This is a genomic window from Pseudoalteromonas sp. MSK9-3, from assembly GCF_003590335.1.
Taxonomy (GTDB): Bacteria; Pseudomonadota; Gammaproteobacteria; order Enterobacterales; family Alteromonadaceae; genus Pseudoalteromonas.
In genome coordinates, this window is sequence record NZ_MIET01000046.1 from 49,668 (window position 1) to 75,650 (window position 25,983).

Consider the following 25,983-nt stretch of genomic DNA (forward strand, 5'->3'; position numbering starts at 1 on the left):
AATTTACCAGATAGAGAGTATTATGCGCGGACTACTGATCCACTCTGATCAAGGAACACCATTACATTTTGTCGAGAAGGCAAACTTAGACTCTTGGCTTGATGAGCAGACACCATATGTTTCCAATGCGATTAAAGCATGTCGAGGGCAATCATCACCGGTATTTACACTCGCAGCAGAAGGCAGCTGTGAGTTACTATTAGTGTTATGTACGGTTGATACGTTAGATGATATGTGGCTAGCGGGTGACTTGGCAAAACAATTACCAAAGGGCCTGTATAAAATTGAAGGTAGCAATGAATTTGTTGACCAACAAGCACTGAGTTTTGTGCTGGGCGCTTATCAATTTTCGGCTTATAAATCATTGCCCCCTGTAGAAGCGGTTTTAGCTATCAGCGATGAGTCAACTTACACTAAAGTGGCTCAGCAAGCTGAATCAATTTATTTAGTTAGGGATCTAGTTAATACGCCTGCGGCAGATATGATGCCCCAGCATTTAGCTGAAATAATGCGTGAACTTGCGGATCGGTTTAACGGTCAGTTTGATGAATTAGTGGGTGATGAGTTATTAGAGCATAACTATCCTACAGTTCATATGGTTGGCCGTGCCAGCGATAACAAACCAAGGCTACTTGACTTGGTATGGGGAGAAGAATCACATCCAAAGCTTACTTTAGTTGGTAAAGGGGTGTGCTTTGACTCTGGTGGTTTGGATCTTAAACCTGCTGCGGGTATGCGTAATATGAAAAAAGACATGGGTGGAGCAGCCCATGTTCTTGGCTTAGCACAAATGATAATGGCTGCAAATTTACCAGTGAGATTACGGGTAATAGTACCAGCGGTAGAAAATGCAGTGTCACGTAATGCATTTAGGCCCGGCGACGTGATAAAAACACGTAAAGGGATCACGGTAGAAATAGATAATACTGATGCTGAAGGCCGTTTAATTTTGTGTGATGCATTGGCTGAAGCACAAAATGATCAACCTGATTTATTGCTGGATTTCGCGACTTTGACTGGCGCATGTCGCATCGCGCTAGGTACTGAATTACCGGGTTTCTTCAGTACGGACCAAAACGTTGCAAGTGGGTTGGTGGAACAGGGCATGTTAAATCAAGATCCAGTTTGGCAACTGCCATTGTTTGATCAATATAAAGGGTTATTCAAAAGTGATGTGGCAGATATTTCGAATTGTGGTTCAACCCCTTTTGGTGGGGCAATCACAGCAGCGTTGTATTTGAAAGAGTTTGTTGAGCCATCGCAAACCCCATGGGTTCACTTTGACGTAATGGCATGGAATATTCGTCCACTGCCGGGTAGACCCGCAGGTGGTGAAGGCTTAGGCCTCAGAGCGACGTTCTCATATCTTGAGAAGCGTTATAGCGCTTAGATTACCACTTTGGTTTTTAACATACCATGTGAAATGCGCAGCTTATTTAGCTGCGCTTTTTTATGCCTCACTATTAAATACATCAACTGATTGCATCTTTACCTTGCCAAATTTTTATTCATTCTCTATACGTTAAGTTAAATTCACGTCAGGGAATGGGATATGTCACTACATCAATTAATTTATCTTAGTAAAGCGAGTAGAGCGCTTACAAGCGTTGATTTTTTGGAAATCCTAGAAGTCGCCAAACGAAATAACGCATCTTTAGGAGTCACGGGTAGCCTTTTTTATAACGGTGGATGGTTTTTGCAGGTGTTAGAAGGTGACGTAACGGTTATTAATAGCTTGTATCGCCGCATCGAACAAGATGAGAGACACCTACAGAGTCAGGTTATTTATCTAGAGCCAGCAAGTTGCCGGGTTTTTTCTCGCTGGACTATGAACATGATTAACCTAGAGAAAGAGCGTGATAGCAAATATGATATTTTGGTCGATGTAATAAAAGCCGCCACCAGAGGTGGGTTAGTCGAGGGGCTATCACCTGCGGTAAAACTACTTAAGGTATTTTCGTCAGATCATCTATTCCATAGTGCATGTTAAGTCTGCAATTACTGAGCTAGTAATTAAATAGTCGCCTTTATCATGCGAGTGTCATTACAGGATAAAGGCGTGGGCTCATATTGTTTATTTTGCAGGTATATTTTCAAGTATGGCTTTCATTTGCTGCCAGTAAAGACCCACTGTATCAATTTTGACTTTTTCGTCAGGTGAATGTGGAAATTTGATGGTTGGGCCAAACGAGATCATGTCCATGTCTGGGTACGGTTTTTTAAACAAACCACACTCTAAGCCTGCATGTATTACCATGATATGTGGTTTTTTGCCGTATATACCTTCATAGACATCTCGGAAAATATGCAATATTTTAGAGTCAGGTTCTGGTTTCCAGCCAGGGTAGGTACCTGAAAAAGTTACATTGGCGCCTGCTAATTGAGCTAAAGATTGCAATTGCCCTTCTACATCAGCGCGACCCGAGTCAATTAATGAACGGACCAAACAAAGCACTTCAAACTCGGTGTCGTGGGTATTGATCACGCCCATATTTAGGGAGGTTTCTACTACGCCTTCTATATCATCACTCATCCTGATAACACCATTAGGGCATGCATTTAGTAGAGCAAGTACTTGCTCTGCTGAGTCGCTTGTCATTGGCTTATCGTCTAAAGTCGCAGGGGTCGCTTCAAATGTGATGGTGGTTTCTATTGAAGCGAGTTCTGCCGACACTAACTTAAGGTAGTCGCTGATGTGTGTTGCTAATAGCGGCTCATGCTCTGGTGCGACTGAAATTTGCGCATATGCTTCCCTCGGAATAGCGTTGCGTAATGAGCCACCTTTAAAGTTGATAAGTTGAAATGGGATGTCATTAAGGTGGTTTTTTAAAAAGCGTGACAATAGCTTATTGGCGTTTGCTCGACCTGTGTGTATATCTACACCAGAATGTCCGCCTTTGAGGCCTTTTAATGTTAGGTTAAAGGCAATATGGTTTTGATTTTCTTGAGTACGTTGGATAGGGAGTGACATTGTTGCATCTACCCCACCGGCACAGCCCATATAGATCTCACCTTCTTGCTCAGAGTCAGTGTTGAGCAATATTTCGCCTTCTAGGTAACCTGCTTCTAAGCCAAAAGCGCCAGTCATGCCTGCTTCTTCATCAATTGTGAGTAGTACTTCAAGAGGGCCGTGTTTTATGTCGTTAGCAGCAAGTACTGCGAGGCAAGACGCCATACCCATGCCATTATCGGCACCGAGCGTTGTGCCTGTTGCTGTTACCCAGTCACCATCGACATAAGGGCGTATAGAATCTTTTGTAAAATCGTGTACTGTATCGTCATTTTTTTGCGGCACCATATCAATGTGCGCTTGCAGCACTACAGGTGTGATATGCGCCATGCCATCTGTGGCAGGCTTTTTAATGAAGACGTTACCCGTTGGATCACGACGAACGGCCAACCCTTGTTCGGTTGCCCAATTTATAATGAATTGTGCCAAGGCTTCTTCATGTTTAGATGGGTGGGGAATGGCACAGATTTGGTCAAAAAACTGCCAAATTTCTTTTGGTTCTAGTTGAGCGATATCAGAGTATTGGGTGAACAAAACAGTCCCCTAGATAAGTAAAATTGTTGTTATTTTATCATCGTAATAGGGGACAAGGAATCATTTTATTGGCATGCGTTCACTGATCCTGAGATGAGCTCTAAGCCTGTTTTATCTGTGGCTGGTAATGTGGCATCGCTGATATTAATCGGTGTAACGCGTTCACCCCACTTTATATAACTTGCAGCCCATGTTAGTCCTGCCCCAAAGGCTGCAGACATGATATTATCGTTGGGCTTTATGATCCCTTGTTCAACGGCTTCGCATAGGGCAATCGCGATAGTTGCTGCAGACGTATTACCATACTTATCAATGTTGACCATAACTTTATTATCATCGATATCTAAGCGTTGTTGTATCGCTTGGATTATACGTAAGTTTGCTTGGTGTGGAATAAGGACGTCAATGTCTCTGAGAGAAAGCTGAGCATGGTTAAGTACGTCATCACATGCATCACTCATCCCTTTTACAGCGCGCTTGAATATCTCTCGACCTTCAAAGAGCAGCTCGGATGGCCCCGGAGGCTCGTACCTACTTAAATCAGTGCCATAGTTTTCTATATGCAGTATTTTACGATCAGTACTATCACAGCCCGTTTTAGTACTTAGCAGACCACAAGGTTCATCACTCGCTTCGAGTATAACTGCGCCTGCTCCATCGCCAAATAGTACGGCGCTATCTCGTTTTGACCAATTTACATACCAAGTCATACGTTCGGCAGCAACAACGACAGCTCGCTTGATCATGCCTGCTTGAATTTGTGCTGTGGCATTTTGTAGTGCGTATAAAAAGCCAGAACATGCCGCATTTGTATCACACGCAGCGGCACCTTCTGCACCGATGTTCTTTTGCACCAGTGATGCGGTGTTTGCCACCATGGTTGACGGAGTACAGGTTGCCAATAAAACTAAATCAATCTCTTTGCCATCAAGGCCGGCACACGCGAGGGCATGTTTACTTGCAACAGTGGCTAACTCTGCGGTGCTGACATGGCTAACACGGCGCGCTTTAATACCTGTACGGGTACTTATCCATTCGTCAGTTGTGTCTACAACTTGGCTAATATCGTCATTTGTAAGTGTGGCTGGTGGGATACATTTACCCCAACCAGTAATTTTGGCATAAATCATAAGGTTCTCTATTCTTGTCTGACCAGCTGGCCTTGCAGGCATTTATAGCAAAAATTGTATTTCAAAGCCAGCAGCTATTGTTATGCCGCTCGCTCTCGACTACGCTGTTAATAACGATTGTTCAAATTATTATGACTATTTATCATGACGATAAAAATCTCTGAATCTTTACTTGGGCATTTAATTGAGCAGGAGAGGGTACTGTTAGAGCCGAGTATCAGACAATCATCATCGAGTTTAGATAAATTACTAAGCCCATATTTTCATGAAATATCGGCCAATGGTATGATGTTTAACAAGGCCCATGTAATGTCACGGCTACCAAATGAAAAGGTACCGCAATTTTACAATCAATCTTTTAAAGGTCAGATGTTAAGCGACGACCTTGCACAATTAACTTATCATGCTGCGTATCGGCACAGTGCTAAAGCGCCACTGCATTACTCTATTCGTATGTCGATTTGGAAGCGCACACAAAATCATTGGGAGCTTATTTATCATCAAGGAACACCTTGTCCTGAATTTGAGTTACTATTTGAAGAATAATACATTGGTATAACACGGTAACCCTCCCGCTGGTACTTGCCATTTATAGAAATGGCGTTAGAGTGTGCAGCAACAATCACGTTCGGTCTATTAGGGTTTTATGTTGGTATTTTCTCCTACCTCATCCATTGGGAGGCTATTATTACTTCGTACTATCGCTATCGTGCTGCAATTGGTTATGGTGTGCAGCGGTGCTTACTTATTTGAAGAAGACATTAATTTATTCCCTGTTTTTCTTGTTATTGGTGTTGAATCGTTATTCCAATTAATGAGTGTCTACGCGTACCGCCATACAAGTGAAGCTGCCCCTTCTGGGATGTTATTGCAGCTCTTAGCTGACTTATTATTTTTGACTGTTTTATTATCATTATCAGGCGGCGCAAGTAATGCGTTTGTTTCATTATTATTGTTACCCATTGTTATAGCAGCCGTAACTGTGCCTAAAAACTACGTTGTGATCGTGGCGCTGTGTGCACTGGCAAGCTACGGCTATTTATTTTTTACACTGCCTAGCCATCACGTGCATCATATGGACATGCACCAGCACTTAACCGGTATGTTGGTCAATTTTGTTTTTAGCGTCATTGTGATTGTTGCGGTTGTTATGGCGCTGGTAAATCAGATTCAGCGTAAAGAGCATAAATTGGCGCAAGCGAGAGAGCAGCAATTAAAAAGTGAGCAAATAATGGCGCTAGGCAGTGCCGCAGCCCAAGCGACACATCAACTGGCAACACCCATTGCTAACTTAAATTTATTATTTGAAGAAATAGCAGAAGATTGCCCTGAGCACCCTGCAATTCCAGATATAGAGATAGCACTTGAGCAATGTAAGCGACAGCTTGCAGGGTTTAGAACACAAACTGAAAATTTAAAATCAGGCCATACGGAACACGGGAAAGCCGTGTCGGATGTGCTACAGGAATTGGCAACACTTATGGCATTACAATACCCAGATCAAAAGATTGAGATAACGGATGAGTCGCCTAATTTACAAGTGAGCGGAGATCCGATGTTGTTGCCGGCATTATTGAATATTTTAAATAATGCAGCACGTGCTAATCAGCAAAATCATTCCAATATTATACAGTTGTGCAGTAAGGCTGAACAAGAATTCTGGTCTTTAACAATTATTGACTACGGCAAAGGGATCGACCCTATGCAATTAAGTGAACTGGGCCATGAAATAGTGCAAAGTGATAAAGGAATGGGTATAGCGCTACTGTTATCACACGCTACATTTGAGAGACTTAATGGCAGTTTAACCATTAAAAATCACCCTAGTTTAGGGGCGCAAACACATTTACACCTTCCTACCAAAATATAAAGATATGAAAAAATTACTCATAATAGAAGATGACATTGCGTTTTCAAATACCTTGTCAAGGCGAATGGACAAGTATGGGTTTGACTGCAAAGTTGTAAACGATGAGCATGATATATTAATGGTTTGCTCGTCATTTTTACCGCAATACATATTGTTGGATATGAAACTTACGACACAATCAGGTTTACACTTTATTGAACCGCTTAAAGCGATTTGCCCCAATAGTAAGTTAGTGTTATTGACTGGATTTGCCAGTATTGCAACGGCGGTAGAAGCAGTTAAGTTAGGCGCGGATGATTATCTGACTAAACCTGCTGATACGCAGGTGATTTTACAGGCGCTGATAGGTAAGAGTGCTGTCACACAATTACCAGATACGGTAATGTCTCCTGAGCGACTAGAATGGGAGCACATCCAACAAGTTTTAAAACATAATGAGGGCAATGTCTCGCAAACAGCCAGACAGCTCAATATGCATCGGCGCACGTTACAACGTAAATTACAAAAAAAACCTGCGCAAAGGTAATTACCAAATACTTGAACATTTGTATGGTTGCATACGGTCTGTTTATTAACTAAATTGGAATAATGAACAGTGAGAGATATGGGCCATGGAAATATTAGAACTAAATTATTGGGCAGTGCTATTGGCCGCACTTTCTTCATTCATGCTGGGAGGCATCTGGTACTCTCCTTGGTTATTTGGGCGGGTGTGGATGGAAGGCTGCGGTTTAACCGACTTAGACTTAAAAAATAGCGATCCCAAAATGATTTACGGGGTGGTACTGCTGCTGTCTTTGCTTATAGCTTTTTCCATGGCTGTATTGTTAGGTCAAGACCCAACGTTAGTTGAGGCCATATTGTTAGGACTACTCACAGGGTTGGGTTTTGTCTGTGCAGCGTTTGGTATCAGCTACATTTTTGAACAAAAGCCATTAAAGTTATTTTTAGTCAATGGCGGTTACCATGTGGTTCAGTTTATACTAAATGCCGTTGTATTAAGTTTAACAGGGTAATGAAATGGCGAAGCCAAACAAAGTAGGCCCAACGCGTACCGTTGATATCGCATGTGCTAAATGTCGAGCTGCGTTGTTTAAATATCGTAAAGGCGGGAAAGGTGCTTTGGTAAAATGCTTTATTGAACGGATCAGCAAAGACTTTACACACAACCAAACTCATTGCCCTGAATGCGATACACTTTTTTCACGGCAAACACTAATACGGGGAACACCTGCACTTAAAATAATTGGTGGTAAAGTCACATTTAAGTAGAGCGGACATTTGACCTTTCTTTCAGTGCCCTCAATGTTACGATTGCGCGGTTTTGTGCTGTTTCAACGATTGAAAACAACCCTTCCCATGGAGTGGGCCAGTCAGTTTGGGTGACTTTTTTAGTCGATACGACATATTATCGACTGCACAGATGGAAAAAACATGATCGACATATTGTTTGATGTAATTGGTATGAGTGGAACTGGGTTAGTAGTAGGGGCATTTTTTATGCTGCAACTAGGAAAAGCAAGCCCAGAGAGTTTAACGTACAACCTAATGAACTTATCCGGCGCGATACTGCTACTTATTAGTTTGTGTTACAACTTTAACCTTGCCAGTTTTGTTATTGAAATTTTTTGGATTGCCGCATCATTAATTGGTTTATATAAGTACTTTAAGGCCAAACAGTCAACAGCAACAGCTTAATTATCAATAAACTCCAGTTAAAAGCTTGCACAGTTAGCCATCGCTTGTATTATTAAAGTTGAATTGGCTGCTGTGCAGTGGCGCAAACTATTGCACACAGCGTTCTAGTAATATAGAGAATGTGATGATTAATAGAGTAGCGTTGTTTTTTTTGGGGTATGCAGTGTCATTTTTGAGTGTAGCTCAAGCTAATAGCGAAGAAGGATTGTTTGAACTATCTTTCGAAGAGCTGCTCGACGTCAACATTTCTTTAGCAACAAAAACCGCAGAAACACGCGCGAGCGTTCCCTCTAGTATTACCGTTTTCAATGAACAACATATTTCACTGTTAGGTGTGAGTAATGCTTACGACCTGATGAACTTTGTTCCTGGTTTTCAGTCAACGCGAGGAGATTGGGTTGGAGCTGTCCCTAAGGAACATGCCAGGGGTGTGTACCTAGATAGTGGTAATGTCTTGGTAATGATTAACGGCTTGAGACTCAACGAATCTTCGTTTGGCAAAGCGTCTGTCTATATGCCTTTTATTCCTGTGGAAATTATCGAACGTGTTGAGTTTATTCGTGGCCCAGGCTCAGCATTATATGGCAGTAATGCATTTTTAGGCGTGATGAATGTTGTGACAAAGAAAGAGCACAATCAAGTGTCGGTTGCTGTGGGTGAGCATGGACATCTTCAAGGTAGCTTGAATGTGTTTCAGCCACTGAATGAAGCTTACGATATATATGCTAACGTGGCATGGGAGCAGCTTAACGGTGAACGTTACGCTGAATTTGATGTGCGAGACCCACTTAATACCCATTTTATTGAAGTGGGTGTTAAGTGGAAGCAAGGGCACTTTGCCATACATCATAACCAAACTGAATTAAGTGAGTTTGTAAACCTAGCTGGGTGGTCCAAAGGTAATAACCACAAAAGTGAAAATCTCGCGTTCAATTTTGCTTATACATGGTTAAATGATGAAGTATGGGAAGTAACCAGTGAATTACAATATGTTGAGCACCAGATCGACAGTAATGGCTTGATAGCAAGTGCAGAACAACTCGAGTTAGAGCGTGACTTTTATGTCGGGCCGGCATGGAGTACCAAAGACGCCACGCTTAAGCTTGATGCTTCTTATATAGTCGACCCAAGTTTGGTACTTAATTTTGGTGCGGAGTACTCCGAAGAGGAGCAATCTAAAGCCGGAGTTAGAACGAGTTATTTTGATTTTGTACGTGGTGATATTTATGTAGGTGAGGCGTTTGATCAAGGGGGGGTTATTACCGTTGTTGATTACGCTGCTTTTAGCGATTTACTGCAGTCTTTTGACTCTTATGCCGCTTATGGGCAAGCCAAGTATCAAGCACACGATAAAGTCACCTTATTTATTGGTGCGCGTTTTGATGAAGTAAAGCACATAGATAATAAACTCTCTCCGAGATTAGCGGTTATATATGATGTTTTTGAAGGCCATACATTAAAGTTGCAATATGGAGAGTCGTTTAGAACCCCAGTAAGCAATGAGCTTAACTCAAATGATGATGTGACGATTGGTAATCCAAACCTAAAATCTGAGTATGTTAAAACAACGGAGATAGTGTGGCATACGCAATATGATTCTTGGCAAGCCGATGTTGTTGTATTTGATAATGAGCTTGAAGACTTTATAAACCTTGTGCCAATTGATGTGCAGCAGGGCCGCTTTACGTTCGACAACGTATTCGAAACAAGTGTGCAGGGTATAGAACTTAACGGGAACTTTAATTTATCTGCAAGTACTTGGTTTGAAGTGGGTTACACGCAATTGTTTGATGAACCATTTAATGCAAGTTTTAAGCGCTTTGGGGCAATGGCGTTAACGCATCAAGTGTCAGAGTTTCAATATAGTTTGAATGCTATTTGGCGTGATGCGGTATTTGTTGAGTCGTTAGATCTAAGTTTAGCGCCTCACTATGACCAATCTTCATATTTCATTGTTGGTGCCAGCGTGACATGGCAAGTGTCACCTACACAGTCTTTGAACGCAAAAGCGCAAAACTTATTTGATAAAAATTATGGCGTGTTCGACCCCAGAATGCCAAATGGTACAGTACCAGCACAGGGGCGCAGTATCCGTTTGCAGTATAATTACACATTTTAATGGCATTTGTTTGTATTATTAAACTTTTATGCTCAAGTGTATTATAGGTAATCGCTCTATCTTACTGGCTATATTACTATGAATAGAATGACTCTTTTTTATTCTGTTTGGACTGATGTATTAGACATCGAAAACGGGGAGCAAATATCAATAAGGCAACCACTCGGATCTTTCGTAAGAAATCGGCGTTGACCATAGAACTCATTTTTAGGTCTCTGAACAATCGGTACACCCAGTTGTACTGCTTTTTTATAAATACTATCTACGTCTGACACAACAAAAGTGACATACATGCCAGTTGGTAATTGTTGGTATTCGGCAGGCACCAATTCGTGATCTTTTTGTATCAAGCCATACTCTATTTCTGAGTTGAGTGGGGAGCATAGCTGTACGTACCAATCGCTTTCATATTTTACGTTTAAACCAAGGAGTGCAATATAAAATTGCTTGCATTTACTTAGGTCATCTGAACATATATTCGTGAGTATTTTCAAAATTCTATCCTTTTAAGGGCATTATTATTCAATAAAATATTGATTATCGGTATGACCAGTTAGGCAAGCTCTTGGTCGTAAAAGTGACTAATAATCGATACGATAGAGTACACGTTGTATGTACCTATCGCATTAGGGGGCGATAGGGCTATGGTTGTTTCTTAGTCAACCATAGCCTTGTATTGAGTTATTTGGTATACAAAATAACTCAGACAATTACCTCTGTTTACCCTTGTTATGTGCGATTAATGCTCTAAGTCCATCTAATAAGCCTGCGGGTAAAACGAGTCCATGGGGCACGTCTGGAAAAACATCTGAGTGGAATGCGAGTTGCTTAGGCAAATGCTTTTCTATCGCGGGCTTTAATGAGTCATACACTTCACGCATTTCGCCTCCTTCATTACCTATGCTGGTATACAGAAAATTATTTAACTCTGGAGTGTGCTGCACAAAGTGCTTGACCTGCTTTAGTGTTTTTCTTGCGCCCCACCAAACAGCTGGGCTGAATGCTAAATGGGCTTGAAATAAATGAGGGCGTGATTGAAGGCTATGTAAAACAAAGAGGCCACCGATTGATGAGCCTATAATCGCTTTGTCTTGTGATACCCGATAATGTTGATTTATATGTGGTATAAGTTCCATTTCAAGAAAATCTAAAAACTTGTCTGCGCCGCCTCCTTGTCCTACTGGACCTCTAGGATCATGATTCACTGTGGGAGCAAGATCTCTCAGCCTGTCGGTGTTATATATACCAATAACAATATGTTGAGGAGCCTCATTCGCTAAGTACATTCTATGCAACAAACTTGAAGTTAAGTCCAATTCTGTTTCACCATCTAGGACATAGACCACAGGGTATGTTTTATTATTATTTGTTTGATAATCTACAGGCAGCTTTACCACCACTTTTCGGTCTTCCGCAAGTCGTTTTGACGAAATGTTCAATACGTCAGTAGAAACAGCTGCATAAGTTACACTGGTATATAACAGTGTAAATAAGATAGTTATTATATTTATCATGATTTTAGATCCTTTTTATTATTGAGACTAAGCGCTGATTTATGTTGGGTATTTGTCAAGTCTTTGATTTTTTTAGGAGGACAGGCTAGGCACTAATATTGAGCCTAGCTAAATACCTGAATGCGTTTATACACAAGCACAGAGTGGTTATGCTCAACTATTGTTCGAGTAAACAGCGATGAGTAACAACACTTTACAGAAAAAGGTGGTGATTTTCTAGACGAAAGTCAAGCAATATAGTAACGATGCTCTTGATTCTTTATATAGATGTTACTTTACAGTGTGTCTTTAATTGAGCGCGGTCAGTACTGCCTTAATTTCTGTTCGCACCTTATCTATACTCCCGCCAATTTTATTAACGGCTTCTTGATCATCAAAGAGCAACTGCCAGTTATTGCTCCAAACTTGCTCGAGCGCTTTGGTACTGCTTTCAATACTGGGGGTGGTGAGTGCACTAAAGTCTCTGACCAGCCCGACTCGCACCCAGCCTTTTCTTGGGTTGCCTTCAAGTTTGTTTTGGTCGTAATAGGCGGCATAGGTAATTTGCTCTAATGCTGAAAGTTCTTTAAGTGTTTCGAAACAAGCGACACGAATATTGTCATTTGTTTCCGTGGCTTCTAGTCGCCAAATGTTGTAAGAAAAGCCAACCAAAGCAAAGACCATGCTAAACACAACACTTATTTGATATAGCTGATACTTTTTATTATCCATCTGAGATTTACCTAGGTTTACTTTATATTGTCCTTATAACATGAAATCTGGACTATTTACCAATTGCAAAAAGTCACAACTTAATCATAAAGACTATATTTATCATGGGTTTGCACTGTTATAACATATCAAAATTGCACTTTGTATTTTTTATGAACTAATTTTTTAATGTCTATTGTATTATTTTGTTTACAAGTGTTTTACGTTTTAGCACAAAGTGCAAAGAAGGGTTAGTCTACTTTTCTGATGTATATAGTTTTATTTTAAGGTGAATCAAATATGTTTTAAATGTTAATTTTAGGTTTATTTATTTTGGATGCTGGCTACGCTGGGTTAAGCAACAAGGACAACTGTTGCTAATTTCAACTTATAAAAAGCCAAAGTAGATGGCTGATAAAACTAAACAACATTTTGGAGCGTAAACGTGAAAATATCACAGATCACTTTAGCGACTGTAACAGCGTTAGCATTAGGCTATGCGGGTGCAGCTAGTGCAGCAAATAAACAGTATTTAAATAACCAAGGTAATATGAATAAAATACTGGTTTCTAATGCAACAACGCTATTATCAGCGACAGCAACACAAGTGGTGGGGCTAGGAGCAGGAAATGATTTACTCCTTGTGAAAGAATTCGCAGGAAAAAATGGTGAAATGACGCGTCGTTATCAGCAAGTTTATCAGGGTATTCCTGTGATTGGCGATCATGCGATCCTAACGTTCGATAAGCATGGACAAGTATTACGTGCACATGGTGCGGCAGTTTATGATGTAGCGAGTGACATTAAAACAGTGACGCCAACATTATCTCAAGCGGTGGCGCAGAAAAAGTCTTTGCAGCAACATAAAATACAATTAGGCACATCAGAGCAGTTAACACAGCATAATAAATCGTCCCGTTTAGTGATCTATCTGGATGAGCACTCAATGGCTCGACTAGCCTATGAGGTGACCTATGTTACTTATGGTAAAACGCCTTCTCGCCCGTACCATATTATTGATGCGCATACTGGTGAAATGATCCATAGCTTTGATAACTTGCAACATGCAAATGCAACTGGCCCCGGTGGGAATGCAAAAACAGGCAAATATGTATACGGTACTGACTTTGGTCATCTTGATGTAGCGCAATCAGGTAATACCTGTTCAATGACCAATGCCAATGTTAAAACGATAAACTTGAATCATGGCACCAGTGGCAGTTCAGCTCATAGTTTTACATGTCCTGAAAATACAGTGAAAGAAATAAATGGCGCTTTCTCGCCACTTAATGATGCTCACTATTTTGGTAATGTAGTTTTTAATATGTACAACGACTGGATTGGCACAGCCCCCTTGAGCTTCCAGTTAAAAATGCGTGTTCACTATAGTAATAACTATGAAAATGCATTTTGGGATGGCAGTGCGATGACCTTCGGTGATGGTCAAAACACGTTTTATCCACTAGTGAGTTTGGATGTTTCTGCTCACGAAGTGAGCCATGGTTTTACTGAGCAAAACTCAGGTTTAATCTATAGCGGCAAATCTGGTGGCTTAAATGAAGCTTTCTCTGATATGGCGGGGGAAGCCGCTGAGTTTTATATGAAGGGCTCAAATGATTGGTTAGTAGGTCAAGAAATATTTAAAGGAAACGGGGCGCTTCGGTATATGAATAACCCCACTCAAGATGGCCGCTCTATTGATCAGCAATCTAGTTACACCTCTGGTATGGATGTACATCACAGTTCAGGGGTCTTTAACAAGGCATTCTACAATTTAGCAACGACTGCGGGATGGGACACGCAAAAGGCATTTAAAGTCATGGCTAAAGCCAATCAACAATACTGGACGGCAAGTACAAACTGGGACTTAGCTGGCAACGGTGTAATGGACGCAGCATGTGATTTAAATTATAACCCCGATGATGTAAAAGCAGCACTTGCGGCGGTCGGTGTTATATCAAACCTAAGTGCTGGTAGCACATGTGGTACTACAGAGCCACCGGTTGAAGACGAAGAGATCAGCAACGGTGTTGCTCGTACTGGCATTAGCGGTGCAGCTAAAGCACAACAATTTTTCGTGCTAAATGTTCCGGCTGGGGCGTCTAATCTTAAGTTTGAAACAACTGGTACCTCGGGTGATGCAGACTTATATGTTAAATTTGGATCTCGCCCATCGCTGTCGGTATCTGATTGTAAGAGTACTAATTCAAACAGCACGGAAAGTTGTGCAATTACGTCTGCGCAAGCGGGTGCCTATTATGTAATGGTGGAAGCATGGAATGCAATTTCGGGTGTTTCTTTAACGGGTAGTTATTCTACAGGGGGCGGGTCTACACAGCCGATTGATCGAACTGAAAGCAGTGTGAGTGTTTCTCGCAACGCCTGGACGCGCTTCACTCAAGATTTAGGTGCGGGTTACTCATCTTTAGATATTAATATATCAGGTGGGACGGGTGATGCGGACCTTTATGTAAACTTTGGTTCTGAGTCTACGACGTCTTCTTACGATTGTCGTCCATATAAAAATGGTAACTCTGAGACATGTACCATTCCTAACCCTCAAGCGGGTACTTGGCACATAGATCTTCGTGGTTATAATGCGGCAAGTGGTGTCACGTTGAACATTAAAGCAAACTAATCAAGATCAATAAGTAAGGGAGCATAACGCTCCCTTTTTTGTTTCACAAACAATGGAACTCTATTATGAAACATCATGTAAAGTTGGCGGTTATTTTAGGTACCTTACCGTTTAGTTTAGCTGCGTCTGACACGTTAGATGAGCGTATTTGGGTAACGGTTGGCGCTGATGCGGTACAACACTACCAGTTAAAAAATACACTCGTAGGTGAACAGATACACTCAAAACTAAGCGGCCATCAACAGGCCCACATGTTAAATATCGCGGCAAGTCAGGTAAATGAATTAAGTGAGTTTATGCATGATAATTATCATCGTTGTGGTGGGTTTGTTGCACATGACTCATTGATGGAAGCTAACGCCTATCTAGCACAATTAGCCGCAGTAGATAATAAAGAAATTCAGCCTCTTGTGGTTAATTACAGTATTGATAACCCTGATATGGCTAACAGCTTATTAAGTCAAATAACGGTTAATAATTTAAATAGCACAGTCAATACGATGTCTGCTTTTCACAATCGCTATTACACCCAACAAACTGGCGTAGATGCTTCTCAATGGTTGAAAAATCATTGGCAACAAATCGTACAGTCTCGTAATGACATCAGTGTAGAGTACTTTACACATAGCTGGGCACAATCCTCAGTTATAGTAACTATCCCAGGTAATGAAAAAGCCGATGAGGTAGTCGTTATTGGCGGGCACCTTGACTCTATTAATAGCGCGAATGCAAGTGGTGGGCGAGCGCCGGGAGCTGATGATAATGCATCGGGTATCGCAGTCTTGACTGAGGCACTTAGAGCCGTTGTAGCGAGTGATTTCAAGCCCAAACGCACGATCAAAGTTATGGGTTTTGCCGCTGAAGAAGTGGGCCTTAGAGGGTCAAAAGCAATTGCAGAGACTTATAAATCACAAGGTAAAAATGTGGTTGGTATGGCACAGTTCGATATGACAGGACGCCATGGTAGTACAGATGATATTGTGATGATGACAGATTATACTAATAACGCTCAGAACCAATTTTTAGGCCAACTTATTGATGCCTATTTACCCGCGGTATCTTACGGTTTTGATCAATGTGGCTATGGATGCTCAGACCATGCTTCGTGGTATCAACAAGGGTATGCCGCCTCCATGCCATTTGAATCGAGAATGGCAGATATAAACCGTAAGATCCATACTATTAATGACACCGAATTTGACGCTGATCATGCAAGTAAATTTGCTAAACTCGCCGTTATTTATTTAGCTGAACTTGCTAAGTCTGCAGGCGCTATTGATCCGCCTCCGGTTGATAATGTATTAGAAAACGGGGTTGCTAAAACGGGTATTAATGGTGCGGCTAAACAACAGTTGTTTTACTCGTTAGATGTACCTGAGAATAGCACCGACCTGCAATTTACCACAGCAGGAGGCACAGGCGACGCAGATCTATATGTTAAGTTTGGTGCTAAACCCACACTACAATCTTATGACTGTAAAAGTACAAATTCAAATAGTGTTGAATCATGCGTTATTACCCCGCTTCAAGTAGGCACTTATCATGTCATGGTTGAAGCTTGGAATGCGATAAGTGATGTGAGTTTAACGGGCCGCTATCAAATACAAACAGGCGGTCCTGCACCCATTGACCGAACTGAAAATAGTTTGTCGGTTGCCCAAGGTGGGTGGTTACGCTTTAATGAAACATTAGCGTCTGGATATCAAAATTTAACGGTGTCGTTGTCTGGTGGGACAGGCGATGCAGACCTTTACGTGAAGTATGGCACTGATGTATCAGATACCGTACATGATTGCAGGCCTTATAAAAATGGGAATCAAGAAACCTGTACTTTTGATGCGCCGGCGGCGGGTCAGTGGTTTATTGGCCTAAAAGGTTATAGTAATGCCAATGGGATGACATTAAAGATATCGGCTAACTAAAAACTTACTATACCTCATCAGTGACTCTGTTGCTCATGAGGTATCTAATCATATTCCTCACTTGAGCTATTCACTTAGCTACTTCATACTCTGTCCTCAATTAGTTGATACGATTCTATAAATTTATTTAAGATATGATGACCGTGAACACGAAGAATAAAAATAAATTAAATTTACTATTAATGTTACTTGGACCAAGCTTATTCCTTTTAACATGCGTAACGAATGCACCAACGGGTATGGAAGTTAATGCATGGCGTACCGCTGGGTTAGCTTTATGGTTGGCCATTTGGTGGGTGAGTGAGGTTGTGCCCATCCCAGCAACCTCTTTAGTGCCCCTTATCGCGGTGCCGTTGGCTGGCATTAACGATATAAAGTCTGCTGCTAGTTTATATGCACATCCGTTAATCTTTCTATTTTTGGGTGGCTTTTTGATTTCTATCGCGATGGAAAGATGGCATTTACATAAGCGAATAGCACTACACACTATGCTCAAAAGTGGTAATAGCCCGACGTTGCAAATTTTAGCAATGATGCTTGTGAGCGGGTTTTTATCGATGTGGATCAACAACACTGCAACGACTTTAATGATGTTGCCTATTGCGTTGTCAGTGATCCATGTTTTAAAAGAAACCAATAATAGCGATGATAATTATGGTAAAGCACTACTACTGGCTATTGCATACAGTGCGAGTTTAGGAGGAATTGGTACTATCATTGGCACTGCGCCTAATGCGCTCATGGTGGCCTATTTGTGGGAAAGTTATCAGATAAAGATAGGATTTGCACAGTGGATGGCTTTTGCCGTTCCATTCAGTATCCTTATGATAGTGTTGTGCTGGGTTTGGTTAACGCGCTTTGCGTTTAAGCTCTCGGGTAATACAGGTGAAAGTGCCAATTTAACTGCTTTATTTAAAAGTCAATTATCAGAGCTTGGCCGCATGACGTTGGCAGAGAAAAATGTTTTATTCGTATTTATCTTCGCTGCGACTAGTTGGATTTTAAGGCCGTATCTAGCGCAAATAACAGGGTTGAATATAACCGACACGGGTATCGCCATGATTGCGGCTCTGTTACTTTTTATATTGCCAGCCAAAAAACACAGTGACGAACGTGTATTAGATTGGCAGTCTGCAAATCAATTACCTTGGGGTATTTTATTGCTATTTGGAGGTGGTTTGACTCTAGCTGCGCAGATAAAGTCGTCGGGTTTGGCCGTATACATTGCAAATTCATTGGCGGGCGCATCAGTGATGCCCATTGTAGTTGGGGTTCTAGTCGTTGCTGCGCTGATCTGCTTTTTGACTGAAATGACCAGCAATACCGCGACGGCGGCGGGATTTTTACCCTTACTAGGGCCGGTTGCTGAGCAAGTGACCGGTACGCCTTTGATTTGGGTATTGCCAGCAGCAATTGCTGCGAGTTGTGCGTTTATGATGCCTGTGGCGACACCACCAAATGCCATTGTATTTGGTTCTGGGGAAATTAAAATCAAGGAAATGATCAAAGCAGGCTTTGCTATGAATGTGCTGGCTATCTTGTTGATCACACTACTGACAATGACGGTAGGATCGGCTCTATTCGGATTTTAAGCCGAGGTGAAACCAATATCGATACGCTACAAGGCTTTAGAAAACCAATGTTCAACATTGATGTTATTTAAACGTTAAGTTTTGCGTATCGATTCAGGCTTCGATATAGTTGAGATATACCTTACTAGTACGGTTTACTTCAAGTGCAAGCAGAAAATATCTCATACCTTAATCAACAGCTATTAACATTAAAATCGTCTTATTTAGAGCAACCTTTTCCCTCTTTAGAGAGAAGGGTTGAATTACTGAATCACTTGTTAACGCGATTGGTTGAATCACAGCAAGCATTTGTGGTGGCTGCCGATAAAGACTTTAACGGCCGTACCGATTTTGATTCGCAAATTGGTGATATTTTACCAACCATCAATGGGCTTAAATATCAGATAAAGCATCTAGCAACGTGGTTGCGTCCAGATAAACGCCATTCAGGTATCGCTATGTGGCCTTCCAAAGTTTGGGTGCAGCAGGTCCCTAAGGGCGTTGTTGGGATCATTGCACCGTGGAACTATCCAATACAGTTGGCATTATTACCAGTATTTACCGCACTGAGTGCGGGCAATCGTGTGATGCTAAAGCTCAGTGAGTTTACGCCACACGTAAATCAAGAAATTAAAATGCTTTTGGCTGATATAAAAGAGCATTGTGTTGTTGTTGAAGGGGATCATAAGATAGCTGCTGAGTTTTCAAGCCTGACGTTTGATCATTTATTTTTTACTGGTGCAACTGATATTGGTCGAAAGGTTATGCAATCAGCCGCGAATAATCTAGTCCCTGTAACATTAGAACTCGGTGGCAAGTCGCCGGTGATTGTTGCCGATGATGCAAATATTGAGCATTGCGCTAAAAGCATCTTATTAGGTAAACTGACTAATGCTGGTCAGATTTGTGTGGCACCCGATTACGTTTTGGTGACAAAAAAGAATAAAAATGCACTTATTGACGCTTTGAAAAAGCTTTACACTTCGCATTACCCAAGTGGCCAAGATGACAAGAAATTATCGAGTATCATCAGTGAAAAACACTATGCGCGTTTGCATGAAACTTTGCATGATGCGCAGGAAAAAGGCGCAGTTGTTTGGCCAGACATTCAACATGATGAGAGTACAGCTGTAAATGCAAAAGCACCATTTAGGATGGGGCTCTACTTAATTACCAATCCAACGCAAGATATGATTGCACTGCAAAATGAAATATTTGGACCGATCTTGCCAATTATAGAAGTTGAAAGCGTAGGATCTGCGCTCCAATACGTTGAGCTATCACAGAGACCATTGGCAAGTTATGTATTTACGCAAAGCAAAACGTTGCAGGATAAAGTAAGCCAATCATTGCGTACAGGCACGTTGGCGATAAATGAAACGATTTTGCAAGTAACAATTGAAGACAGTCCGTTTGGGGGGGTTGGCCACTCGGGTATGGGCCAATATCATGGTAAAGAGGGTTTTCTTACATTTAGCCATGGTAAAAGTGTGTTAGCGAGCGATAAAGTTGCCAGAGTGCGAACGTCACTTTTGCTTAAACAGTCGAAATTACTATTAGACCCACTGAAAGCACTATTTTTGAAGTGATCTCACTTCATTTCGCATGAGATAATTGTGCTTAGTAGAGACTATAAAAACGCGTTACTGTTCTTATAGCCTTATTAAGTTAGAATGTATAAGTGCGTTTTTTAGGTCGGACCTCAGGGGCATATGTCCCTTGTTGGATACGATTATAAATATCATTCGCTATGTCGGTTGCTGACTCAACTTGTGACGGAGACATCTGTTGTTCGTCTAAATCTCGGCTTTTACTCGCGTCATTATTGCCATTGTATTCAGCGATTAGGTTCCAAATGTACGATTTTTCAATATTTTTTTCAGTGCCGAGCCCTTGGTAATACATCAAAGCAAGGTTGAACTGTGCGAGTGTATAGTTATTTGCAGCGGCTTTTTCGTACCAGTCCATCGCTGTATGATAGCTTTGGATCACACCATCACCATTGGCATACATGACACCTAAGTTAAATTGTGCAGCAGCGAGGTTTTTACTTGCTGCGCGTTCAAATAGATCAATGGCTTTATTTTTATCCTGCTTTACACCTTTGCCATCATCATACATAACGGCGAGTGAGAACATGGCATCGGCACTACCAAGCTTGATGGCGTCTTGAAATAATGAGGCGGCCTTTGTTAAGTTCTTAGTTACGCCAAATCCACCCTGATACATTTTTGCAAGCTGATAAATACCCGGTGCGTAATTCATATCAGCAAGGTAACGAAACTCTTTCAGGGCTACCTCAAATTGACCTGAGTTAGCGGCTTCAATACCTTGCTCAAGACCAGCTGATGAACTCCCCGCAAACCCTAGTAACGCGGCTAACATAATAGGTTTAATTTTTTTATGCCACATAATGACGCTCCAAAGCTACTTGTGCCTACAGTGTAAATGACTGATATGGAAATACAATACATACTGGCAAGTAATACATTCATTGTGGTGACACAGCAAGGTGTTTGAATGTTTAACACGCTAATTAGTTTAGCAAAAGCTGTGAGATAGCCTTTTCTGGTTATGTTGACGAACGATTAATGAGGTCGTCAACACAGCAGGTAAATGAGTTTAATCGAATGGTTTTGGGTTTAAAGGGTCCAAAAACTGAGGGGCTTCGGAGGTTTTTGCATACTTTAATCGACCGAGCTTATGCGTTTGATGATAACTATCGAGCCCTGACAGCGCCACAGTGCCCAAGCTTTCAATGTCAACGAAGCCATCTTGGCTGATAGCGGCATCTTCTACATGTAATTCAACCACCTCACCAATGACTAATTCAGTGTTATTTATCTCTAGGGTTAGCGAAGAACGTAATGCCAGTCCGATTTTTACTTTACTTTGTGATACGAACGGCGCTTTAAAGTCCTTAAGGTATTGCGGGCTGAGCTTCACGGCGTCAAACTCAGAATGCGTTTTATCGTACCGTGCTGATGTTTGATGTGCGCTAATGAAAATATCTTCGCTAACATGATTTATGGTGTAAACCCCGGTGTCTAGTATGTTTTCTAACGTATGACGAGGTACAGAGTGAGGGCGCATTATCATACCCATTAGAGGAGGGTGCGCACCTAAATGAAAAACAGAACTTACAATAGCAAGGTTTTCATTTCCTGCTTTATCGGTTGTGCCAATAAGGTTGGCACTTTTAAAGCCTGATAGTGAGTTAATGAGTTGAGTTCGATATCGTTGCTCTAACTGAACAATGTCATCTTTACAAAAGTACATGGAGATCTCTCTATATGGTTATGCGAAAGTGTGAGGTGTCTATTTTTTACCAACTTATTGTTTGACCTTGCCAATCAATATAGTCTAGCTGTCCATCAATCACACGTGTTTGTATTAGGTCGTAAAGTCGTTCGGCCACAAACTCAGGGGTAAATAACTTCCCCTGTGGGACATTTTTTTGAAAAGGTTTTGATAGGGGGCTGTCTGTCGTGCCCGGATGAAATAGTACCAGCTTGGTGGTTTTAGCTCTGCGCTTATATTCAATCGAGGCTGTTTTAAACATCATGTTGAGTGCGGCTTTTGACGCGCGGTAGCAGTACCAGCCGCCAAGCTCATTTTCATTGATACTCGCAACCCGTGCACTCAGACAGGTGACAACGCATGGATGGCGGATCTTACTCAAGTGTGGTGCTAACATTTTGAGCCAAAGTATCGGTGTTAGGGTATTTGCTTTGAAGATCCAGTCAAAATAGCCCTCAGAAATATCTTCTAAGCGCTTTTCTGGCGTAAATTTTTGGTTGTGCAATTGCCCGTTAAAAATAGTGATGGTGGCGGCGCTTTGTAATGGGGTTTTTAGCATCTCCACCGTATGAGCAATACTGTCTTCATTATGCTCACTCACTATATGCGTAAGGTTATTGTGATGCGCTTCTATATTTTGTTGGCTGATGGTATAGACATGCGAGCTCGGATCTTGGTGATGTAGTCTGTCGATAAAGCTCTGTGCAATCGCCGCAGACGCGCCGATGACAAAATGGTTTTGTGTTGTCATTTTAACTTACACCCTGATTTATCACATTGATTAGGCATTAATAGCCCTGAAATTTTCATTCGGTGTTTGGCAAAGAATAAATAAGCCTTGTCGGCAAACCACTTTATTGGTTGCTTTCTAAGTAAAATTAACCACTTATGTTTATTTACAGTTTGCCAAGCACAGTAAGTGACGTCTAGACCTAGGAGCAACTTGTTATCATTATCTAAACCATGCAATATTTGTAATGCACGCTGTTTATTGATGCTGGGGTGATCTTGTTCAAATGTGCTTGAATGAACATCAATAAAGTGAATGTTATTGTCGCTATCGTGACGTTTTAGGCTAGTCATTTCTTTTGCGCATAATGGACACTGACCGTCATAAAAAATTTTCATTGCCTACCTTTTGTCATTTTTGTATGTATCAATACGGAATAAGACGCGGATTAGATCGCTGTTATTCAGTATTAATCTCTGTATAGTAAATAGCGCAAAATGTAGACAAAGGACGTATGATGACTGAACAATATCAAACACTTCGTGCCAACGTAAGTATGTTGGGAGAACTACTCGGTAAAACGATAAAGCAGGCACAAGGCCCTGCTATGTTAGATAAAGTAGAGCAAATAAGGCAATTAGCCAAATCGTCGCGTGCTGGTAGTGAGCAAGATAGAACCAAGCTAATTGCGACACTACACGCGTTAAAAGATGATGAATTACTCCCTGTAGCGCGTTCATTTAACCACTTCTTAAATTTGGCAAACGTTGCAGATCAATTTCATACAATCTCCAAAAGCGGCGCGCCTTATGGGGTGATCCAGCCTTTAACGAATACATTTATGACACTTGCTGACGAAATAGAGCAAGGGGCGTTAAACCTGAATGAAGTAGCTGAAACAATTGGAAAATTAAAGATGGATTTGGTACTGACGGCACATCCAACAGAAGTCACGCGCCGGACCATCATTAATAAACATGTAGAGCTAAGTGACTGTCTGGCCGCTATGGAGTTAAAAGGACTAGATAGCCAGCAACAAGAATATATAAAAAATAGAATAGAGCAGTTGATTTGTCAGGCTTGGCACACCAATGATATTCGTCAAAAAAGACCGACACCACTGGATGAAGCTAAGTGGGGGTTTGCAGTGATCGAGAATAGTTTGTGGCAAGCTGTACCTGACTTTATTCGTCAGTTTCATATTCATACAAAGGATACACTATCACTTGAGTTACCGGATTCATTTTCACCAGTCAGTTTTACTTCTTGGATGGGCGGAGACCGTGACGGTAACCCTTTTGTTACGGCAAGCGTCACACAAACCGTATTAGATCATGGTCGCTGGATGGCATTAGATTTGTATCGAAGGGACTTAGACACGCTCAGCGCAGAATTGTCTATGCATCAAGCGAGCAATGAATTGCTAAAGGTTGCTAATAACCAAGCTGAGCCGTATAGGTATGTATTGAAAGAGTTAAAAACAGACATAACGAATACAATCCATGCGCTTGAAAATAAAATTAAACAGCAACCGAGTAAGTATCGAGATAGCATCCGTGATGTGACACAGCTGAAAACCCCGTTAGAGCTACTATACCGCTCGTTAGTGGCGTGCGATATGAAAGTGGTTGCCGATGGGTTACTACTCGATGTATTGAGGCGGTTAGCGTGTTTTGGTGTGAACTTATGTAAATTAGATATCAGACAAGACTCTGCGCGTCATACCGAGGTATTAAGTGAATTGACGGGTTATTTGGGTCTTGGCGTATATGGAGATTGGAGTGAACAAGACAAACAAGCTTTTTTACTCGCTGAGTTAAATTCTCGCAGGCCACTTATTCCAAAGCACTGGCAGCCAACCGCTAATGTAAAAGAAGTCTTAGATACTTTTAACGTGATAGCAGAGCAAGACTCGCAATCACTGGGCATTTATATTATTTCAATGGCGCGTTCAGCATCTGATGTGCTTGCAGTAGAGCTATTATTGCAAGAAGCAGGTTGTGGATTCAAATTACCTGTCGCGCCATTGTTTGAAACGCTGGATGACTTAAATAGCGGCTCGCAAGTGATGACTGAACTATTTAGTCACTCTTGGTACAGGCAACAAATTAATCGTAAACAATATGTCATGATTGGGTATTCCGACTCGGCAAAAGATGCGGGAATGATGGCCGCTGGCTGGGCGCAGTACAGTGCAATGGAAAAATTAATTGGTTTATGTGAAAGCCAAGACATTGAACTCATTTTATTTCATGGCCGAGGCGGAACGATTGGTCGCGGAGGGGCACCAGCTGCCCAAGCGCTTCGCTCACAACCGCCAGGTTCATTGAAAAATGGCTTACGGGTTACAGAGCAGGGGGAAATGATCCGCTTTAAGTTCGGTTTACCGCAAGTGGCGTTACAAAGTTTTGCACTTTATAGCTCGGCAATTATTGAAAGCAATTTATTACCGCCTCCTGAACCAGAGCCGCATTGGCGTGCGGTAATGGATACTATTTCTAATCACTCTTGTCAGCATTATCGTTCGGTTGTTCGAGAAAATCCGCAGTTCGTGCCCTATTTTAGAATGGCCACACCTGAGGTAGAGCTGGCTAAGTTACCTTTAGGGTCAAGACCTGCTAAACGTAACCCGCATGGTGGAGTTGAGAGCTTAAGAGCGATCCCTTGGATATTTGCGTGGACGCAGAATCGACTCATGCTGCCTGCTTGGTTGGGAGCATTGCAAGGCCTCTGTGGCGCATTAGAGCAGTTTGGCGAAGCTGAATTACTTAAAATGAGTGAACAGTGGCCGTTTTTCAGAACACGATTAGAAATGCTAGAAATGGTGTTTTGCAAAGCCGATAGCTGGCTTAGTGAGCACTACGAGCAAGGCTTAGTCACAGCGCAGTACCACGGATTGGGGCAACAGTTACGCAGTGAGTTGGCTGAAGTAAAAAAACAGGTAGAGCGGCTTGCGCCTAAGTCAACGTTGTTATCAGCACAGCCTTGGATAAAAGAGTCGATTGCGTTACGCAATCCATACACAGATCCACTCAATGTATTACAGGTAGAACTACTAAACCGCTCACGTACTAATCACAGTGAGGTAATTGACAATGCACTGATGATCACCATGACAGGTATTGCGGCGGGTATGCGAAATACGGGTTAGTAGGTAGGTTATCATACGCAATTAATTATGCATTTATTAACATTGCGTTCCCAAATAGCATAAAAACCAATCTAAAAGGGTTGGTTTTTTATTTTTGTTTAGTTTT

General features: G+C 41.6%; 23 protein-coding genes. 14 read left to right on the plus strand and 9 right to left on the minus strand.

The genetic code is table 11. The features are described from left to right. Window positions 1-22 precede the first annotated feature (22 nt). Window positions 23-1,390 (plus strand): M17 family metallopeptidase, encoded by a 1,368-nt coding sequence (locus tag BGP78_RS18965; RefSeq protein ID WP_119862857.1) that lies wholly within the window; start codon window positions 23-25, stop codon window positions 1,388-1,390. 162 nt (window positions 1,391-1,552) lie between these two features. Further along, window positions 1,553-1,990 (plus strand): BLUF domain-containing protein, encoded by a 438-nt coding sequence (locus BGP78_RS18970; protein WP_119862858.1) that lies wholly within the window; start codon window positions 1,553-1,555, stop codon window positions 1,988-1,990. A gap of 84 nt (window positions 1,991-2,074) precedes the next feature. Here BGP78_RS18970 and BGP78_RS18975 read toward each other — a convergent pair whose 3' ends face one another. Next, window positions 2,075-3,544, minus strand: a complete 1,470-nt coding sequence (locus BGP78_RS18975; RefSeq protein ID WP_119862859.1) for an aminoacyl-histidine dipeptidase — start codon at window positions 3,542-3,544, stop codon at window positions 2,075-2,077. Between the two features lie 65 nt (window positions 3,545-3,609). After that, window positions 3,610-4,674 (minus strand): ketoacyl-ACP synthase III, encoded by a 1,065-nt coding sequence (locus BGP78_RS18980; protein ID WP_119862860.1) that lies wholly within the window; start codon window positions 4,672-4,674, stop codon window positions 3,610-3,612. A gap of 144 nt (window positions 4,675-4,818) precedes the next feature. Here BGP78_RS18980 and BGP78_RS18985 point away from each other — a divergent pair, with 144 nt between their 5' ends. The 7 genes from BGP78_RS18985 to BGP78_RS19015 all read left to right on the plus strand — a co-directional run bounded on the left by BGP78_RS18985 (window position 4,819) and on the right by BGP78_RS19015 (window position 10,361). Then, complete coding sequence (locus BGP78_RS18985) at window positions 4,819-5,220, plus strand: DUF4440 domain-containing protein (RefSeq protein WP_119862861.1); 402 nt, start codon at window positions 4,819-4,821, stop codon at window positions 5,218-5,220. 100 nt (window positions 5,221-5,320) lie between these two features. Next, window positions 5,321-6,544 (plus strand): sensor histidine kinase KdpD, encoded by a 1,224-nt coding sequence (locus BGP78_RS18990; RefSeq protein WP_119862862.1) that lies wholly within the window; start codon window positions 5,321-5,323, stop codon window positions 6,542-6,544. 4 nt (window positions 6,545-6,548) lie between these two features. Next, window positions 6,549-7,070: a response regulator transcription factor gene (locus BGP78_RS18995; RefSeq protein ID WP_119862863.1), complete on the plus strand. Its 522-nt coding sequence runs from the start codon at window positions 6,549-6,551 to the stop codon at window positions 7,068-7,070. Between the two features lie 85 nt (window positions 7,071-7,155). After that, window positions 7,156-7,560, plus strand: a complete 405-nt coding sequence (locus tag BGP78_RS19000; protein ID WP_119862864.1) for a DUF1761 domain-containing protein — start codon at window positions 7,156-7,158, stop codon at window positions 7,558-7,560. A gap of 4 nt (window positions 7,561-7,564) precedes the next feature. Continuing rightward, a complete protein-coding gene (locus BGP78_RS19005) occupies window positions 7,565-7,816 on the plus strand; it encodes a hypothetical protein (protein WP_119862865.1) in 252 nt (83 codons plus the stop codon). A 162-nt stretch (window positions 7,817-7,978) separates the two neighbouring features. Next, window positions 7,979-8,242, plus strand: coding sequence for a hypothetical protein (locus BGP78_RS19010; RefSeq protein WP_119862866.1), 264 nt, complete (start codon window positions 7,979-7,981; stop codon window positions 8,240-8,242). 124 nt (window positions 8,243-8,366) lie between these two features. After that, entirely contained in the window at window positions 8,367-10,361 is a 1,995-nt protein-coding gene (locus tag BGP78_RS19015) for a TonB-dependent siderophore receptor (protein ID WP_119862867.1), read from the plus strand. A 98-nt stretch (window positions 10,362-10,459) separates the two neighbouring features. Here the strand turns inward: BGP78_RS19015 and BGP78_RS19020 are convergent, their stop codons facing one another. From BGP78_RS19020 to BGP78_RS19030, 3 genes are all read right to left on the minus strand, one after another. Further along, on the minus strand, window positions 10,460-10,855 hold the full coding sequence (locus tag BGP78_RS19020) for a VOC family protein (protein ID WP_119862868.1): 396 nt from the start codon (window positions 10,853-10,855) through the stop codon (window positions 10,460-10,462). 216 nt (window positions 10,856-11,071) lie between these two features. After that, window positions 11,072-11,875, minus strand: coding sequence for an alpha/beta hydrolase (locus BGP78_RS19025; protein WP_119862869.1), 804 nt, complete (start codon window positions 11,873-11,875; stop codon window positions 11,072-11,074). 288 nt (window positions 11,876-12,163) lie between these two features. Continuing rightward, the gene (locus tag BGP78_RS19030) at window positions 12,164-12,586 is read right to left on the minus strand and encodes a hypothetical protein (protein WP_119862870.1); all 423 of its coding nucleotides are present in this window, start codon (window positions 12,584-12,586) and stop codon (window positions 12,164-12,166) included. A gap of 424 nt (window positions 12,587-13,010) precedes the next feature. Here BGP78_RS19030 and BGP78_RS19035 point away from each other — a divergent pair, with 424 nt between their 5' ends. The 4 genes from BGP78_RS19035 to BGP78_RS19050 all read left to right on the plus strand — a co-directional run bounded on the left by BGP78_RS19035 (window position 13,011) and on the right by BGP78_RS19050 (window position 20,285). After that, window positions 13,011-15,203, plus strand: a complete 2,193-nt coding sequence (locus tag BGP78_RS19035; RefSeq protein ID WP_119862871.1) for a M4 family metallopeptidase — start codon at window positions 13,011-13,013, stop codon at window positions 15,201-15,203. Between the two features lie 65 nt (window positions 15,204-15,268). Continuing rightward, complete coding sequence (locus BGP78_RS19040; protein ID WP_119862872.1) at window positions 15,269-17,125, plus strand: M28 family metallopeptidase; 1,857 nt, start codon at window positions 15,269-15,271, stop codon at window positions 17,123-17,125. Window positions 17,126-17,262: 137 nt separating this feature from the next. Then, a complete protein-coding gene (locus tag BGP78_RS19045; protein WP_119862873.1) occupies window positions 17,263-18,717 on the plus strand; it encodes a DASS family sodium-coupled anion symporter in 1,455 nt (484 codons plus the stop codon). A gap of 143 nt (window positions 18,718-18,860) precedes the next feature. Continuing rightward, window positions 18,861-20,285: an aldehyde dehydrogenase family protein gene (locus tag BGP78_RS19050; RefSeq protein WP_119862874.1), complete on the plus strand. Its 1,425-nt coding sequence runs from the start codon at window positions 18,861-18,863 to the stop codon at window positions 20,283-20,285. A 79-nt stretch (window positions 20,286-20,364) separates the two neighbouring features. Here the strand turns inward: BGP78_RS19050 and BGP78_RS19055 are convergent, their stop codons facing one another. The 4 genes from BGP78_RS19055 to BGP78_RS19070 all read right to left on the minus strand — a co-directional run bounded on the left by BGP78_RS19055 (window position 20,365) and on the right by BGP78_RS19070 (window position 23,124). Then, on the minus strand, window positions 20,365-21,108 hold the full coding sequence (locus tag BGP78_RS19055) for a tetratricopeptide repeat protein (RefSeq protein WP_119862875.1): 744 nt from the start codon (window positions 21,106-21,108) through the stop codon (window positions 20,365-20,367). Between the two features lie 210 nt (window positions 21,109-21,318). Next, window positions 21,319-21,975 carry a flavin reductase family protein gene (locus tag BGP78_RS19060; protein ID WP_119862876.1) on the minus strand — a complete coding sequence of 219 codons (657 nt, stop codon included), beginning with the start codon at window positions 21,973-21,975 and terminating at the stop codon, window positions 21,319-21,321. A 46-nt stretch (window positions 21,976-22,021) separates the two neighbouring features. Further along, on the minus strand, window positions 22,022-22,747 hold the full coding sequence (locus tag BGP78_RS19065; RefSeq protein WP_119862877.1) for an SDR family NAD(P)-dependent oxidoreductase: 726 nt from the start codon (window positions 22,745-22,747) through the stop codon (window positions 22,022-22,024). Continuing rightward, the gene (locus tag BGP78_RS19070; protein ID WP_119862878.1) at window positions 22,744-23,124 is read right to left on the minus strand and encodes a thiol-disulfide oxidoreductase DCC family protein; all 381 of its coding nucleotides are present in this window, start codon (window positions 23,122-23,124) and stop codon (window positions 22,744-22,746) included. Before BGP78_RS19070 ends, BGP78_RS19065 begins: the two co-directional genes overlap by 4 nt. Window positions 23,125-23,243: 119 nt before the next feature. Here BGP78_RS19070 and ppc point away from each other — a divergent pair, with 119 nt between their 5' ends. Then, a complete protein-coding gene (ppc, locus tag BGP78_RS19075; protein WP_119862879.1) occupies window positions 23,244-25,877 on the plus strand; it encodes a phosphoenolpyruvate carboxylase in 2,634 nt (877 codons plus the stop codon). The last annotated feature ends 106 nt before the right edge of the window (window positions 25,878-25,983 follow it).